The 15,211-nt window shown below is 63.0% G+C and carries 11 protein-coding genes, 1 tRNA gene and 1 pseudogene; 11 read left to right on the top strand and 2 right to left on the bottom strand.

The window, feature by feature from the left end:
* The first annotated feature begins 49 nt into the window (after positions 1 to 49).
* The 7 genes from V1286_RS15600 (at position 50) to V1286_RS15570 (ending at position 8,956) form a co-directional block, all read left to right on the top strand.
* Positions 50 to 1,033 carry a zinc-dependent alcohol dehydrogenase family protein gene (locus V1286_RS15600; protein ID WP_334480786.1) on the top strand — a complete coding sequence of 328 codons (984 nt, stop codon included), beginning with the start codon at positions 50 to 52 and terminating at the stop codon, positions 1,031 to 1,033.
* Positions 1,030 to 2,598 (top strand): bifunctional aminoglycoside phosphotransferase/ATP-binding protein, encoded by a 1,569-nt coding sequence (locus tag V1286_RS15595; RefSeq protein WP_334480784.1) that lies wholly within the window; start codon positions 1,030 to 1,032, stop codon positions 2,596 to 2,598. Before V1286_RS15600 ends, V1286_RS15595 begins: the two co-directional genes overlap by 4 nt.
* Positions 2,599 to 2,684: 86 nt before the next feature.
* On the top strand, positions 2,685 to 3,503 hold the full coding sequence (locus tag V1286_RS15590) for a CHAD domain-containing protein (RefSeq protein ID WP_334480783.1): 819 nt from the start codon (positions 2,685 to 2,687) through the stop codon (positions 3,501 to 3,503).
* A 140-nt stretch (positions 3,504 to 3,643) separates the two neighbouring features.
* The gene (locus V1286_RS15585) at positions 3,644 to 4,477 is read left to right on the top strand and encodes a universal stress protein (protein ID WP_334480782.1); all 834 of its coding nucleotides are present in this window, start codon (positions 3,644 to 3,646) and stop codon (positions 4,475 to 4,477) included.
* Between the two features lie 149 nt (positions 4,478 to 4,626).
* Entirely contained in the window at positions 4,627 to 4,995 is a 369-nt protein-coding gene (locus V1286_RS15580) for a hypothetical protein (RefSeq protein WP_334480780.1), read from the top strand.
* A gap of 126 nt (positions 4,996 to 5,121) precedes the next feature.
* On the top strand, positions 5,122 to 7,815 hold the full coding sequence (locus V1286_RS15575; RefSeq protein WP_334480778.1) for a bifunctional acetate--CoA ligase family protein/GNAT family N-acetyltransferase: 2,694 nt from the start codon (positions 5,122 to 5,124) through the stop codon (positions 7,813 to 7,815).
* 580 nt (positions 7,816 to 8,395) lie between these two features.
* Positions 8,396 to 8,956 (top strand): ATP-binding protein, encoded by a 561-nt coding sequence (locus tag V1286_RS15570; protein ID WP_334480776.1) that lies wholly within the window; start codon positions 8,396 to 8,398, stop codon positions 8,954 to 8,956.
* A 184-nt stretch (positions 8,957 to 9,140) separates the two neighbouring features.
* Here V1286_RS15570 and V1286_RS15565 read toward each other — a convergent pair.
* Positions 9,141 to 9,230, bottom strand: a tRNA-Ser gene (locus V1286_RS15565).
* Positions 9,231 to 10,042: 812 nt separating this feature from the next.
* On the opposite strand from V1286_RS15565, the gene V1286_RS15560 reads away from it, so the two are divergent.
* A complete protein-coding gene (locus tag V1286_RS15560) occupies positions 10,043 to 10,966 on the top strand; it encodes a septal ring lytic transglycosylase RlpA family protein (protein WP_334480775.1) in 924 nt (307 codons plus the stop codon).
* Between the two features lie 91 nt (positions 10,967 to 11,057).
* On the opposite strand, the gene V1286_RS15555 is transcribed toward V1286_RS15560, so the two are convergent.
* Positions 11,058 to 12,002 carry an alpha/beta fold hydrolase gene (locus tag V1286_RS15555; RefSeq protein ID WP_334480773.1) on the bottom strand — a complete coding sequence of 315 codons (945 nt, stop codon included), beginning with the start codon at positions 12,000 to 12,002 and terminating at the stop codon, positions 11,058 to 11,060.
* A gap of 177 nt (positions 12,003 to 12,179) precedes the next feature.
* On the opposite strand from V1286_RS15555, the gene V1286_RS15550 reads away from it, so the two are divergent.
* The 3 genes and pseudogenes from V1286_RS15550 to V1286_RS15540 all read left to right on the top strand — a co-directional run bounded on the left by V1286_RS15550 (position 12,180) and on the right by V1286_RS15540 (position 15,169).
* Positions 12,180 to 13,442: a D-alanyl-D-alanine carboxypeptidase family protein gene (locus tag V1286_RS15550; protein ID WP_108519371.1), complete on the top strand. Its 1,263-nt coding sequence runs from the start codon at positions 12,180 to 12,182 to the stop codon at positions 13,440 to 13,442.
* Positions 13,443 to 13,444: 2 nt separating this feature from the next.
* Positions 13,445 to 14,132, top strand: a pseudogene (gene tmk, locus V1286_RS15545) (dTMP kinase).
* Entirely contained in the window at positions 14,129 to 15,169 is a 1,041-nt protein-coding gene (locus tag V1286_RS15540; protein ID WP_334480771.1) for a DNA polymerase III subunit delta', read from the top strand. The pseudogene tmk and the gene V1286_RS15540 overlap by 4 nt, the downstream one beginning before the upstream one ends.
* The last annotated feature ends 42 nt before the right edge of the window (positions 15,170 to 15,211 follow it).

Genomic DNA, 15,211 nt, shown 5'->3' with positions numbered 1-15,211 from the left:
GGTCGTGCCTGGCTAGGCTGCACATGCTTGCGTGAGGATATCGGACAATATGCTCGCCATGGTCCTGACAGCGCCCGGCGCGCCGCTGCGGTTTGAGTCGCGAGAGGATCCGGTCCCCGGGCCCGGAGATGTGCGCGTCAAGGTCGGTGCCTGCGGCGTGTGCCGGACCGATCTACATGTCGTCGATGGAGAATTGCCTGATATCGCCTGTCCGATCGTTCCCGGTCATGAGGTGGTCGGCCGGGTGGACGCGCTTGGGCCCGGTGTGACCGCTCTTCGCGTTGGCGAGCGGGTCGGCGTTCCCTGGTTAGGCTATACCTGCGGCGAATGTTCCTATTGCACGAGCGGCCGCGAAAACCTCTGCGACCGCCCGCGCTTTACCGGTTACACGCGGGACGGCGGCTTTGCCACGCATCTCGTCGCGGACGCCCGTTATTGCTTTCCGCTTGGCGAGGCCGGCGACGATGTCGCCATCGCGCCGCTGCTTTGCGCGGGCCTGATCGGCTGGCGCTCGCTGGTGATGGCGGGCGATGGAGAGCATCTCGGCATCTTCGGCTTCGGTGCGGCCGGGCATATCATCGCGCAGGTAGCCCGTTGGCAGGGGCGTTCGGTCTATGCGTTCACCCGTGCGGGCGATGTCGAGGCGCAGGGTCTTGCAAAATCGCTTGGCGCCGAGTGGGCCGGCTCATCGGAGGATCAGCCGCCGGTGTCGCTCGATGCCGCGATTATTTTCGCGCCGGTGGGTGATCTCGTGCCCCTGGCGCTGCGCGCCGTGCGCAAAGGCGGGCGCGTGGTGTGCGCCGGCATTCACATGTCAGATATTCCCTCGTTCCCTTACCATATCCTGTGGGAGGAACGGCAGCTATTTTCGGTCGCCAACCTCACGCGCGGCGACGGTATCGCGTTTTTCAAGATCGCAGCGCAAGCGGGCACCAGGACGCACACCAGCGTGTTTCCGTTGCGGGAAGCAAATGAAGTCCTCTCGAAGCTGCGCGCCGGGCAGATCACCGGCGCCGCCGTGCTGCAGCCATGACGGTTCGACCGCTAGCCGACACAGCCGCGGCCGAGGCTGAGCAGCAGCAGGTGCTCGACTTCCTCGATGGTTCCAGCTTCGGCCCGGCCAGCGGCGGCAAGCGGATCGACACCCATGCGTCCATGGTTTTTCTTGGCGCCGATCGGGCATTGAAGATCAAGCGGGCAGTGCGCTTGCCGTTCCTCGACTATTCGACACTGGAGAAGCGCAGGCGTGCCTGCGAGGAAGAGCTGAAGGTCAACGCCGTCAACGCCCCCGAGCTCTACCGGCGCGTTGTCGCCATCACGCGCAATTCCGATGGCACCTTCGAAATCGACGGCACCGGTACTCCCGTTGAATGGGCGGTCGAAATGACGCGGTTCGACGACAATCAGTCGCTCGACCGTGTCGCCGCATCGAAGACGATCGATCCATCGCTTGCGACGGCTGTAGCAGATGCGATTCGACGATCCCACGACAAGGCGCCGCGTGCGGACGGTGAAAGCTGGCTTACGTCCATTCCACCTATCATCGAACGCAACACCGCAAAGTTTCGCAACATGCGCGGACTTGATGCCGTTGCCGTGGATCGACTCGATGCTGCCAGCCGCGATGTTGCGTCGACACTGCAGCCACTGCTCGGACGGCGTGCCAAGCAAGGGTTCGTGCGCCGATGTCACGGCGATCTGCATCTCGCCAATATTGCCTTGGTCGACGGCCGACCGCTGCTGTTCGATGCCATCGAATTCGATCCCGTCATTGCGACGACGGATGTGCTCTACGATCTCGCCTTTACCCTGATGGATCTGGTCCACTTCAATCAGGCCGCGGCGGCAAACGAGGTGTTCAATCGCTACCTTGCAGGGGCAGGGGATGAAGGTCTCGACGGCCTCCGGCTGCTGCCGCTATTTCTGTCGGTGCGGGCGGCGATCCGGGCGCACGTGCTGTTCATGAAGGGCGAACAGGCCGAAGGGAACGACGTGGTCTGGCAGGAGGCCAAGCGGTATTTCGACCTGGCGGGGCGACTGATCACGCCCAGGCCGCCGCTGCTGGTTGCGATCGGTGGATTGTCGGGGACGGGAAAGTCGGTGCTCGCACGCGGGCTCGCGGGTCTGATCGAGCCTCCGCCCGGCGCGGTGATTATCCGCTCGGACGTCGTTCGCAAGCACCTGTTCGGCGCCGGTGAAACCACGGCCCTGCCGGAATCCGCCTACCGGCCCGATGTCACGGAGCGTGTCTACGGCATGCTTGCGAGCGCCGCGCAGCGTGTCCTCGCCCAGGGCTGTTCGGTGGTACTCGATGCCGCCTACCTGCAGGAAGCGGAACGGACGGAAATCGCACATCTCGCAGCCACTTGCGGCATAAGCTTCGCCGGCCTGTTCCTCACGGCGGATCTTGCGACGCGGCTGGCGCGGATCGAACAACGCAGGGGCGATGCGTCCGATGCAACACGGAATGTTGCCCTGCAGCAGGAGACTTTCGCGATCGGCGCGGTAGACTGGCATATAATCGATGCCTCGGGGACGCCGGACCAGTCGCTCCGCAGCGCCCGTACTTCCTTGTTTGCGGTACCGGACGAGCGTTGACGATGAGAGCCCGCCCAATCGAAACGTCCAACCGGCGCGAGGGCGCTGAAGCGGCGGGTCTCGATTGTGCAGCCGCATTCCAGAAGATGACGCTCGATTGCGTCGCGGCTATCAAGGCCCATCACAGCAGCGCGTGCGCCGGTGATGCCGAGGCCGTGCATCAGATCCGCGTCGCGATCACGCGGTTGCGTGCCGCAGTGGCGTTCTTCGCGCCGATTGTGGCCGATGCAGAATGGCGGCGCCTGAAGAAGGAAATCGCCTGGCTGAATGGCCCGCTGGGCGCCGCACGTGACAGTGATGTTGTCATGGAATATGCGCGCCGCAAGCGATACCGCGCATGGTCGCAGCGCATGACCGGCGAGCAACCAGATCAGCGCCAGGTGCGGAACCACCGCCGCCTGGTTCGCTGCCTGCGCTCCGCGCGGACGCAACGCCTGGTCGCGGCAATGGCACGCTGGATCAGACAGGGAGCGTGGCTGGAGCGCTACAGGCGGCGCCAGGATGCGGAGACTCTGCAATCCTATTGCGCGGGCGAACTCAACCGCTGGCGCGAACGGCTGGTCCGCAAGGGCCGGCACCTGAAGACTTTGGGTGCGTCACGCCGTCACCGGCTACGGATCAAGGCCAAACACTTCCGCTACATGCTCGAAGCCTTGACTGAAACCGTCGCGCCGCGGAGCCGGGGCGAATTCCATGGCCTGCACCGGCCGGCAAAGCGGCTGCAGCGTGCATTGGGCGATATGCGCGATCTCGAGCGCTTCGCCGGCCTTGCCAGCGGATCGCCGCAGGTCGAAAATGGCAAACGAGGCAGGAAGTATCCGCCGGGCTATCGCAATCGAAGGGAAAAGATGTTCGACGCCGCCATCGCGGCTTATCGTGACCTCAAGCACGCCGGAGCCTGCTGACGTCGCCGTTTACATGCGTCGCCGCCCGGCATTGGCCGCGCTTGATGTGCATCAAACCTCGCCAGCCGTCAGTCGGTTACCTTCGCCGGGAGCAACTCGAACGGGGCCGCAAGTCCCCGCAAATGTGTGGGAGAATGGCGATGTTCAGGAACATTCTGGTTCATATTCCCTCCGAGCGGCCGGTCAGGCCGGTGATTGAGGTCGCAGTCGCGCTGACCATTGCGCGCCGGTCGCATCTCGATGCCGTAGCCATCGGCTATGAATCGATGAGCGCCGCCGGGATGCTTGTGGAGGGTGCCGGCGCCGGCGTTGCCGCCGTCATGGGCGCTGAACTGCAGCGCGCCCAGGAGCGGGCGAACACCGCGATCGCCGCGTTCGAGATCGAGGCCAAGCTCGCAAAAATCGCCTATGGCGTCAGGAGCTTTGCGGCGATCCCCGTCGAGGCCGGACAGACCATCGGGGCGCTTGCCCGGCTCTACGACATGACGATCGTGCTGCAGCCGGAATCCTCGAAGGCCAGCTACGACAACGAGATTCCGCAGCAGATCCTGTTCAATTCCGGCGGGCCGATGCTGATGGTTCCCCATATCCACAAGGGACCGCTCGACGCCCACCAGGTCGGCATCGCCTGGGACGGCAGCCGCCTGGCGGCCCGCGCGGTGCGCGACGCGATGCCGTTTCTGATGGGCGCAAAGGCCGTGACCGTGATTGCGATCAATGAGGAGGCGGGTGAAGCTTCCTCCGACCAGCTCGTTGCGCATCTGGGGCGGCGCGGCATTACGGCCCGGGTGCAGCGGCTGACGATGGATCGCGGCAATGTTCAGGGCGCGATTCTGTCGGTCGCGGCCGAAAGCAATATCGGCCTGCTGGTGATGGGCGGATACGGCCATTCGCGATTGCAGGAGCGAATTCTGGGCGGTGTCACGCGCAGCATGTTCGACTGCATGACCGTGCCGGTACTGATGTCGCACTGACAGGTTCGGGCGAGCGGGAATGCGACCTTCAGTCCCGGTCAGCTCCGACAGGGACTGACGGTCGCAATCCCGCCAGTTTGATGCATTTCAATGTTGACTTGATGCCAATCAGATAACGCTTCGGTAAAATCCGCACATCGGAGATTGTCATGGCACAGCTGTCTGAGCGGGCCGCTTCCGGTTCCTGTCAGCCGGGCGAAAATGCGGAGGCGGAAGCCACCAAGTTGAACCAGAGTGCGTTGGAGTTCATGCTTGGCGCGCAAAAGATGATGTTAGAGGAGTTGGTATTTTTCGGTGACGAGATGCTGGAGAGGACGCGCATAGAAATGCAGATCTTCAACGAGTTCGTCACGAAAATGGCAGGTGCACATTCCGTCAGGGACGTAAGGACGATGTACCAGCAATGCGGCGAGCATCAACTTGACTTCTTCCGCCGCGACGCCGAGCGGCTGTTCAAGCATAGTGAACGGATGATCGCGACCACGTCGAAACTGATCAATGGCCTTCCATTGAACTGATCGCCCCCGTTTCGGACAAGGGGTTGTCATCGGGCCGAGATCGTGCCGCGTTATCTTGTCGCTGGGAACACATTGCGTGGGATATCGGTTCACAGGTGTCCACGACCTGCCGGATAGCAAGGCCCGATGTCCACCTATCGCCTGAAGAATCTGCTTTCGCCGCATTCCGTCGCGCTGGTCGGGGCCAGTCCGCGCCATGGCTCGGTCGGCCGCGCCATTCTCAACAATATTCGCAAAGCTCAATTCAAGGGCGAATTCGGCCTCGTCAATCCGCGCTATCACGAGATCGACGGAGTCGCGACCGTCGGCAGCATCGCAAGAGTGGCTTTTGCGCCGGAGCTCGTTGTCCTGACCGCGCCGGCTCGCGCCATCGCAGGCCTGATCGATGAGGCGGGCCGCCGCGGTACGGCCGGCGCCGTCATTGTTAGTGCCGGACTCGGTCACGGTCCGGGTTCGCTGGCGGATGCAGCGGAGCGCGCCGCGCAAAAATACGGCATGCGGCTGATCGGACCGAATTGCCTGGGCATCATGATGCCTTGCGTCAGTCTCAATGCGAGCTTTTCCGCGCATATGCCGGCCGCGGGAAATCTGGCGCTGATCTCGCAGTCCGGCGCCATTGCAGCCGGCATGGTCGACTGGGCGGCACAGCGGGCCGTTGGCTTCTCCGGAATCGTGTCGATCGGCGACCAGCTCGATGTCGATATCGCCGATCTGTTAGATTACTTCGCGCTCGATGAAAGAACCCATGCCATCCTGCTTTACATCGAGGCGATCAAGGATGCCCGCAAGTTCATGTCGGCGGCGCGGGCCGCCGCGAGAATAAAGCCCGTCGTGGTGGTCAAGTCTGGCCGGATGGCGCAGGGCGCGCGGGCGGCTGCAACCCATACCGGCGCGCTGGCCGGGGCAGACGCTGTCTACGACGCAGCCTTTCAGCGCGCCGGCATCCTGCGCGTATCGGACTTGCGCGAATTGTTCGACTGCGCCGAGACGCTCGGGCGGCTCAAATCGCCGCCCGGAAAGCGGCTTGCGATCCTGACCAATGGCGGCGGCATCGGCGTATTGGCGATTGACCGGCTGGTCGAACTCGGCGGCGCTCCCGCCGACATCTCGCCTGCGACCCGCGACAAGCTCGATGCGGTATTGCCCCCGACATGGTCGAAATCGAACCCGGTCGATATCGTCGGCGATTCCGATCCCGCGCGCTATGCCGCGGCGCTCGAAGTGTTGCTGGCCGACGCGAGCAACGACGCCGTGCTGGTGATGAATGTCCAGACGGCGATCGCCCGTGCCGATGACATTGCAGCGGCCGTGATCGGTGTGGTCGGGAAATATCGCGCCGAGCGCCGCATGTCCCCGAAGCCCGTGCTGGCGGTCTGGGTCGGAGCGGACCAGTCGATCAGCGACTTGCTGAGCGGAGCGGGAATTCCGAACTATCAAACCGGTGGCGACGCCGTCCTCGGCTTCATGCATCTGGTGCGCCATCGCGAGGTGGTGGAGGCTCTGGCTCAGGTTCCGCCCGCCATGCCGAGCGAATTTGCGCCCGATATCAATGCGGCGCGGCAGATCGTTGCCGCGGCGCTGGCTGACGGCCGCTCCTGGCTCGATCCGATCGAGGTCAAGCGGCTGCTCGACGCCTACGAGATCGCCGTCGTGCCGACGTTTGCCGCCGCCAATGCCGAAGAGGCGGTCGCGCATGCGAACGCAATCTTCGCACAGGGCTCGACCGTCGTGCTCAAGATCATGTCGCGCGACATCGTGCATAAATCCGATGTCGGCGGCGTCGTGCTCAACCTCACCAGCGCCGACGCGGTGCGCAAGGCGACCGCCGAGATTCTCGCGCGCGCAAGATCCTTGCGGCCGGAGGCGCGGATTTCGGGCGTGATGGTGCAGGCGATGGTGGTGCGGGCGAAGGCGCGCGAACTGATTCTCGGCCTCGCCGACGATCCGACCTTCGGCACCGTCGTCGTGTTCGGCCGCGGCGGCACGGCGGTCGAGATCATCAACGACAAGGCGCTGGCGCTGCCGCCGCTCGACCTGCAACTGGCGCGCAGCCTGATCGAGCGTACCCGCGTCTCGCGGCTGCTCTGCGCCTATCGCGACGTGCCGGCGGTGAAGCCGGACGCCGTCGCGACGGTTCTGGTCAAGCTGGCGCAGATGGCCGCCGACATTCCCGAAATCCGCGGGCTCGATATCAACCCGCTGCTGGCCGATGAAGCCGGCGTGCTCGCCGTCGACGCCCGCGTCGTGATCGGCCGCGTGGAACGAAAGTTTCGCGGCTCGGGCCCGGCGAACTTCGCCGTACGGCCCTATCCCTCGCAATGGCAGCGTCACATCGAGGTCAAGGACGGCTGGCGCGTGTTCGTTCGTCCGATCCGGCCCGAGGACGAGCCGCTGATCCACGAGATGTTGAAGCACGTCACGATGCAGGACTTGCGGCTACGGTTCTTCGCGCCGATGAAGGAGTTTTCCCATGAATTCATCGCCCGCCTGACCCAGCTCGATTATGCCCGGGCAATGGCCTTTGTCGCGATCGACGAGGCGACCAACAAGCTGGTCGGCGTGGTCAGGATCCATTCGGACTCGATCTATGAGAGCGGCGAATATGCGATCCTGTTGCGGTCGGACCTCAAGGGCAGGGGACTCGGCTGGACCCTGATGCAGATGATCATCGAATATGCAAAATCCGAAGGGTTGAAAGCCATCTCCGGTGACGTGCTGGCCGAGAACACGGTCATGCTCGCGATGTGCCGCAGCCTTGGCTTCGAGGTGAAGTCGGATCCGGTCGAACATGACATCTGCAACGTCAAACTGACGCTTTGAACCGATCGATCCGCAGTGGGCCTGCCGGCTAAACTGGTTGATTAGAAAGGTGCCGGCTGGCGCGCGATTGCCGATGACGAGCCTGCTCATCCGAACTATTCCCGTCCAGCAGGGCCGGATGCCACCAAAACGAGAGGGTGAGGGGCGGTCGCGTTTGCATTGCACAATGGTGAATGCTTGGCAGACTTTCACAATTCGCGCACTCTCCGTACGAGTCGGTCATGACATCGGGGATGCGCATGGACGTCGCGGAAGTCGTTGGTGTCGTTTTGCTGGCGATTTGGGGCCCGCCTCTGCTGTTCGTGGCGTTTCTGCTGCGGCCAATCAAAATAGCCGGCTCACGACCCAAACGATGAGGAACATCCAACCGGCCATCGCAAGCACGATGGCGGTCAAGTAACTCACCTTCATCCACGTGTAGCGCACCGGCGGTCCTCAAGAACAAAGCCGCCAAGCGGAATATATTCGCTTGACGGCCCTACCGAGTGTGGGCCTCAAAAGCGGACGTTCAAATGCGCTGGGCTTGCCAAGCCGCCCGGTGCACCAGAGGCCCTGAGATCGAATTGGAAGCCGAGGTGGCATGCAACTGTTGCTGATTACTGGGCCCGCCGGGGTAGGTAAATCGACGCTGAGCTGGGAAGTGAGTGCCCAACTCGCCGCGGCTCAAGTCGCTCATGCAGTTATCGAGACCGATGAACTCGATAGGGTGTTCCCGCGCCCCAATACAAACGAGCTTGATAGAATTCAGCCCGGCACGATTGACGTCAGCAGCATCAACCTGGCTGCGATCTGGTCGACATACAAAGCCTTGGGGCATACGCGCCTGATCATGTCAGGAGTCATGATGCACCTGAATTTTGACAAGCGATGGATACTTTCTGCCACACCCGAAGCGCGGATTACGGTAGTCCGTATGTTGGCTGCCGAGCCTACGCTGTTGGCACGACTTGCGCAGCGCGAGATCGGTTCTGGGGCAGACGAACAGGCACAGCGCTCGCTTCGGCAAGCAAGACGCATGGCAAGCGAAGATGCCGAAAGCATTATCGTTCTACCTACGGACGGCAAAAGACCTGCGGAACTGGCAGAGATCATTCTTCGGAAAACTGGCTGGCTCAATATCGGCGGTCAGCAAAAAGACTAAGCCTACCACCGAGACGACCGATAATCTGCTTTGAGATCGTAAGCTGCCTTTGTTGCGTTGAACCAGCTTGGGGACCGGTCAAGAGATATCGGGCTATAGCGTAGAAACGGCGGTTCACCATGCTGCTTGGTGGAGTGCGGTGATCGGCGGCAATATCGGACGATAGAGGGTAATCGGCGGCTTATGGCGGAAGGGGTGGGATTCGAACCCACGGTACCCTTGCGGGCACGCCGGTTTTCAAGACCGGTGCCTTAAACCACTCGGCCACCCTTCCAGCTCAGGAATTTCAGTCGCTTAGCTTAGGGCTGGCTCGAACGCAATGCGAACGTGGCCCCGATGTGCACCGATCCCGCCATTTTGGAAGAAATCCGCAATGAGGGCGTCAATCATCCCAGCACCGTCGCCGCAATTGGAGCGGTCGCTTGTTTAGCCGAACACCACTGCCAGCAGGCTTGAGCACAGGAGCACGAAGCTGGCCGTCGTCAGGGCAAGAAATCCGTTGGAGACAATGTCGTGGCTGCGCATGATACACCTACCACTCAGATGCTCGTCCGAATTTATTAAAGCTTTCTGAATCTCTACCGAGCCATCTGTCCGAAGCCGCGCGGTCCCCCCGAACCGCCAGGCGTTCAAATCTCAAGCTCTGGAACGATAGCCTTCAAATGCGTGTGCAAGGAAAATGCCCGCGCTCACCAAACCCATCACCGCTGTAACCGTCTCGATCATCGCACAAATCCTTCGCGCCCCTGCAATCCACAGAACGACTCCACCGTTGCACAGTCAAAAAGATTCACAGGCTGGAATCGCAGATCGGTCGTGAGTGATGATTTACTGCAACAGATTGTCTGAATGGGGCACAGGACGGATGCGACGAAGGACGCATACACGGTGAATCGAGGCGCTATGCCCGTAGATCAACGGATACGCAAAGCAACCATTCATTCACCACGCGGGAGCAGACCCCATTTCCGCCGTGTTCCGGTTGCGATATCTTCACAACGTGATGCGGAGGTGGGCCGCATCGTGGGGTTAAGGCCGCAACGCTTCAACGTAGGCAGTCGGCCGCTGAAAATGGTAATTGGGGCGATGGGGATTCGACGGCCAAAAACGATCGTCCTGGCGGCGCGTGGTGCCGTTGCCGTGGCAACGTGCCTTCTGCTTGCCAATTGCGCCTCGTCCGACAAATTCGCGAGCCGCATCGATCCCAAATATGGCGTCTCCTCGAGCCCTCGCGTGGTGGCGTTAGGGGAGCCCGTGCCGAAGGGTGGGGGAACCTACCGCATTGGCAAGCCCTACACTGTCGCAGGCCGGATCTACGTGCCGGAAGAGGATCCGAACTATCGCGCCGAGGGAATGGCTTCCTGGTATGGCGATGACTTCCACGGCCGGCTGACCGCCAATGGCGAAGTCTTCGACATGACCTCGCTGACGGCGGCTCATCCGACCCTGCCGATCCCGAGCTACGCCCGCGTCACCAACACCCGGAACGGCAAATCGCTGATCGTGCGGGTCAACGACCGCGGCCCCTACCACGGCAACCGGCTCATCGACGTCTCGAACAAGGCCGCGGAACTGCTTGAATTCAAAGCAAATGGCGTCGCTCGTGTGCGGGTCGAATATGTCGGCCGGGCACCGCTGGAGGGTTCCGACGACCGCCAGCTGCTGGCGACGCTCCGCACCGGCGAGCCGGCGCCGTCTCCGTCCACGGTCCGGGTCGCTTCGGCCCGTCCGTTTGTGCCCGAGATATCGTCGTCTGCGGGCCGAATCCGGGGCGAGGTTCCGATGCCAGAGGGGCGGCCCTATAGCCTCGGCAATACCTCGGCCGATTACGCCTCGGTCAACGCGACTTCGGAAATGTCGGCCTCCAGCCGCCCGCGTGGCCGTGCCGCGGAAAATCCGCGCGCCGTGTCCTACGAGAATGACGCCAGCTATACGGCGCCGCGCCAGGCTTACCTGCCGGTCGATCCGCGGGGGCCGAGCGAAGTGCTGAGCGGGCGCGGGCTGTACTAGTCTAGATAGCGTTTCTCAAGCGAAAGTCTGCCCCGGACTCGATCCGGGGTGGCGCTCGGTTCGCGTCAAAAAAACGCGTCAAACAGAGAACTTATCCCTTCAGGAAGTCGATCAGGGCGGCGTTGACCTCGTCGGGGCGCTCCTGCTGAATCCAGTGACCGGCCCCATCGAGAATGAGCTTCTGCCGCAAGTTCGGCAGCACGTGCTCTATCTCCTTGACCTGCTTGGCGCCGATCAGCCCGGTGATGACGCCATCCTTCGATCCCGCGATGAAAAGGGAGGGCTGGTGGATTTGCGCGCCCTGCCATGGCGCCGTCAGTTCCCAATTGCGGTCGATGTTGCGATACCAGTTGAGCCCGCCGCGAAAGCCCGAGTTCTTGTAGACGGCTGCGAAATAGGCGAGGTCGGCCTCGGTCAGCCAATTCGGCAACGGCCGATTCGGATCGGCGTCGGCGAGGAAGCCCTTGCCCTCCTGAACAAATTGATGGGCCGCCGGATCGGAGAACCCGCGCCCGGCCAGCACGATTCGCATTGTTGCCGCGACATCGCGCTCGAACTCGGCCTCGGCAACGCCGGGAGGCTGAAAATACTGCCAGTAGAAATTGGTAATCCCGTTGTTCCGCAGGGTCTCGAGCGGCAGGCCGCGTCCTCGGGAGGGCGGCGGAACGCTGAGGCCCGCGACCTTGGTGAAGACATCGGGCCGGAACAGCGCCGCGTGCCAGGCGACCGGCGCACCCCAGTCGTGGCCGACGATGACGGCCTGCTTTTCGCCAAGCGCTGCCACCAGCGCGACCATGTCGCCGACATTGTGGAAGATGGTGTAGGCGCCGATTTCGGCGGGCGCGCTGGTCCGGCCGAACCCGCGCATATCGGGGGCGACGACATGGAAACCGGCTTCGGCGATCGCTCCGATCTGGTGCCGCCAGGAATAGGACAATTCGGGCCAGCCATGGCAGAGCAGCACCAGCGGACCCTGGCCCTGCTCGACAACAAAGAAGTCCAGCCCGTTGGCGGAAATGGTGCGTGAGGATGGCATCGTGTTTCCGCCCTGTTTTTCGTATCTTGTCGGGAAATGGCAGCTTCGCCACGATACGTTCCTTCGTTCGGTGCCGCAATCCGATCGACACGGCGGCAAGTCCGAAAGGCAAGTCTAAAACCTGTGTTGTTTGCGATACTTCCAACTGTTAGAACGCAGGGATTCAGGACATCGCCGATGGCAGCAGAGACTTCCGTTTCCCGCAAATCCGACGCCGCGGCCATCATCCCGTGGCGCGGCCTGATGGCCGCCGTCGTAGCGCTTGCGGTCGGTTGGGGCGGGATCGTGTATGCCGCCAACAATAGCGTGCAGGGCGCACCGAAGAAGGAAGACGGCGGCTTTGACGGCGACGCGCCGACCGCGATCCTGATCGAGGCCTCGAGCGGCAGCGTGCTGTTCGAGAAGAACGCCGACGAGTTGCGGGCGCCATCCAGCATGATGAAGCTGATGACCGCCGAGGTGGTTTTCAACGCCATCAAGAAAGGCGACGTCAAACCCACTGATGAATACCGGATCAGCGAGAACGCCTGGCGCAAGGGTGGGGCACCGGCGGGCGGCTCGACGATGTTTGCCATCCTCAACAGCAAGGTGTCGGTGGACGACCTGTTGAAGGGCGCGATCATCCAGAGCGGCAATGATTCCTGCATTGCGCTAGCCGAAGGCATGGCCGGCAACGAGCGGATCTTCGCCGCCGACTTCTTGACCAAGCGCGCCCGCGAGCTTGGCATGACGAAGTCGACATTCGGAAATTCCAGCGGGCTGCCCGATCCGGCCAACAAGATGACCGTTCGGGAACTGGGCAAACTGGCGCGTCACCTGATCCTGACCTATCCCGACATGTACAAATTGTTCGGCGAGCGGGAGTTCACCTGGAACAAGATCCGGCAGCAGAACCGCAATCCGCTTCTGAACTCGCTCAATGGCGCTGATGGGCTGAAGACCGGCTACACCAAGGAAGGCGGCTATGGGATGGTCGGCTCTGCGGTTCAGAACGACACGCGGCTGATCGTCGTGGTCAACGGCATGGAGGATCCCGACGATCGCGCCTCCGAAGCCAAGAAGATGCTGGAATGGGGCTTTCGCAATTTCGAGACGCGCACGCTGTTCGCGGCCAACCAGCAGGTCGGCTATGCCAAGGTGTTTGGCGGCGAAAGCCGCTCGGTGAAGCTAGCAAGCCCCGAGCCGATCAAGGTGATGGTGCCGAAGAACGGCAGTGAGAAACTGATCGCGCGCATTGTCTACAACGGTCCGGTTCGGGCGCCGGTGCAGGCTGGCCAGCCGGTCGGCGTCGTCAAGGTATGGCGAGGCCAGAACATCGCCGTGGAGACGCCGGTCTATGCCGCGGAGGCGATCGGCACCGGCTCGACCATGCGCCGCGCGATCGACGGCGCCAGCGAGCTCGTCATCGGCATGTTCCGCGCGAGCGCAGAGAAGCTCTGAGCATGACCCAGGCAACGCTGCAGCGGCCTTCCGGACGCGGGAAGTTCATTACGTTTGAAGGCGGCGAGGGCTCTGGCAAGTCCACGCAGATCAAGAAGCTCGCCGAGCGTCTTGGGGCGGGGAAGCTGCGCGTCATCGTCACCCGCGAGCCGGGTGGCTCGCCGGGCGCGGAAATCATGCGGCATCTCGTGCTGTCGGGCATGGGCAAGCTGCTTGGACCGGAGGCGGAGACGTTATTGTTTGCTGCCGCCCGTGACGATCACGTTCGCACCGTCATCCAGCCCGCGCTCGGACAGGGAATCATGGGTGCTGTGCGATCGCTTCTCGGATTCGACCCGCGCCTACCAGGGTAGTCTGGGGCAGGTCTCGCCCATCGTGCTCAACGCCATGCAGCGCGTCACCATCGGCGATCTCAAGCCGGACCTGACCATCATTCTGGACATTCCCGTGGAAGTCGGCCTGCAGCGGGCCGCGGCTCGGCGCGGCAGCGGCGTGCCGGATCGTTTCGAGGCGGAAGATCTGCAGTTTCATCAGGAGCTGCGCGACGCCTATCGGCAGATCGCGGCCGAAGACCCGCAGCGCTGCGTGCTGATCGACGCCGATGCCGATGCAGACACTGTCGCAGGGCGCGTCTGGACGGCGCTGCGCGATCGTGTGTTCTCGGTCCCGAGCCCGGCGGGGACGGCATGAGCGCACGCAAGACCGAGCAGGAAACGGCGGCCAGGCATCCCCGCCAAACGGCCGATCTGTTCGGCCACCGCGAGGCGGAGATGGCATTGCTCAATGCCTATCGCAGCGGACGCATTCCGCATGCCTGGCTGATCGGCGGCCCACAGGGAATCGGCAAGGCAACGTTGGCCTATCGCATGGCCCGCTTCGTGCTCGCGAATTCCAAGCCCATGGCGCCTTCGGTACAACGCGCCGAGACGCTGGCGCTGGATCCGGATGATCCTGTCGCGCGCCAGATCACGGCCGGCGCACATGGCGGGCTATTGGTGCTGGAACGCGGCCTCAACGATCGCGGCGTGATGCGGACCGTGATCACCGTCGACGAGACGCGGGAGACGATTTCGTTCTTCGGCTCGACCGCGGCGGTGGATGGCTGGCGGGTCTGCATCGTCGACACCGTCGACGAGCTCAATCCGAACGCCGCCAACGCGCTGCTCAAGATCCTCGAAGAACCGCCGCAACGATCGCTGTTCCTGCTCGTCAGCCATTCGCCGGCGCGGGCGCTGCCGACGATCCTGTCCCGTTGCCGCAAGCTGCCGCTGCGGCCGCTCGCGACCGACGACGTCATTCGCGCGGCGTCGCGGGCCGCTAACATCGCACCCGATGATCCGGCGCTATCGGAGGCTGCCGATGCCGCGGAGGGCAGTGTGTCGCGCGCGCTGACGCTGCTCGGCGGCGATGCGCTGAAGCTGCAACAGCGGACCGCGGCGCTGCTGGCGACGCTGCCGCAGGTCGATCCGCGCGAGCTGCATGCGCTGGGCGATGCGCTGGGCACCAGCGATCGGGTGGCGCTGGCGGCTTTCATCGACGGCATCGATCGCTGGATCGGCGAAAAGCTGCGCACTGACGACGCCAACGCGAATCTGCCCCGCCTTGCACGGCTGGCTGAGGTATGGGAAAAGATCGTCCGCGCCGCGCGCGACACCGAATCCTACAACCTGGAACGAAAACCGCTGGTTTTCTCGGTGTTCGGGATGCTCGCGGAAGCAACCCGATAACGCTCCGCCTGATAACAATCCCGACAATTTTTGACAGATAGA

The sequence above is a fragment of the Bradyrhizobium algeriense genome (genome assembly GCF_036924595.1).
Taxonomy (GTDB): domain Bacteria; phylum Pseudomonadota; class Alphaproteobacteria; order Rhizobiales; family Xanthobacteraceae; genus Bradyrhizobium; species Bradyrhizobium algeriense.
Note: the sequence above shows the minus strand (reverse complement) of the source record. Positions and strands in the feature narration are given on the sequence as shown.

Excerpts from the sequence above, each read along its gene's own strand:
- V1286_RS15570 (WP_334480776.1), top strand. The coding sequence starts at position 8,396 with ATGCAACTGTTGCTGATTACTGGGCCCGCCGGGGTAGGTAAATCGACG.
- V1286_RS15600 (WP_334480786.1), top strand. The coding sequence starts at position 50 with ATGCTCGCCATGGTCCTGACAGCGCCCGGCGCGCCGCTGCGGTTTGAG.
- V1286_RS15580 (WP_334480780.1), top strand. The coding sequence starts at position 4,627 with ATGGCACAGCTGTCTGAGCGGGCCGCTTCCGGTTCCTGTCAGCCGGGC.
- V1286_RS15575 (WP_334480778.1), top strand. The coding sequence starts at position 5,122 with ATGTCCACCTATCGCCTGAAGAATCTGCTTTCGCCGCATTCCGTCGCG.
- V1286_RS15595 (WP_334480784.1), top strand. The coding sequence starts at position 1,030 with ATGACGGTTCGACCGCTAGCCGACACAGCCGCGGCCGAGGCTGAGCAG.
- V1286_RS15560 (WP_334480775.1), top strand. The coding sequence starts at position 10,043 with ATGGGGATTCGACGGCCAAAAACGATCGTCCTGGCGGCGCGTGGTGCC.
- V1286_RS15590 (WP_334480783.1), top strand. The coding sequence starts at position 2,685 with ATGACGCTCGATTGCGTCGCGGCTATCAAGGCCCATCACAGCAGCGCG.
- V1286_RS15585 (WP_334480782.1), top strand. The coding sequence starts at position 3,644 with ATGTTCAGGAACATTCTGGTTCATATTCCCTCCGAGCGGCCGGTCAGG.
- V1286_RS15555 (WP_334480773.1), bottom strand. The coding sequence starts at position 12,002 with ATGCCATCCTCACGCACCATTTCCGCCAACGGGCTGGACTTCTTTGTT.
- V1286_RS15540 (WP_334480771.1), top strand. The coding sequence starts at position 14,129 with ATGAGCGCACGCAAGACCGAGCAGGAAACGGCGGCCAGGCATCCCCGC.
- V1286_RS15550 (WP_108519371.1), top strand. The coding sequence starts at position 12,180 with ATGGCAGCAGAGACTTCCGTTTCCCGCAAATCCGACGCCGCGGCCATC.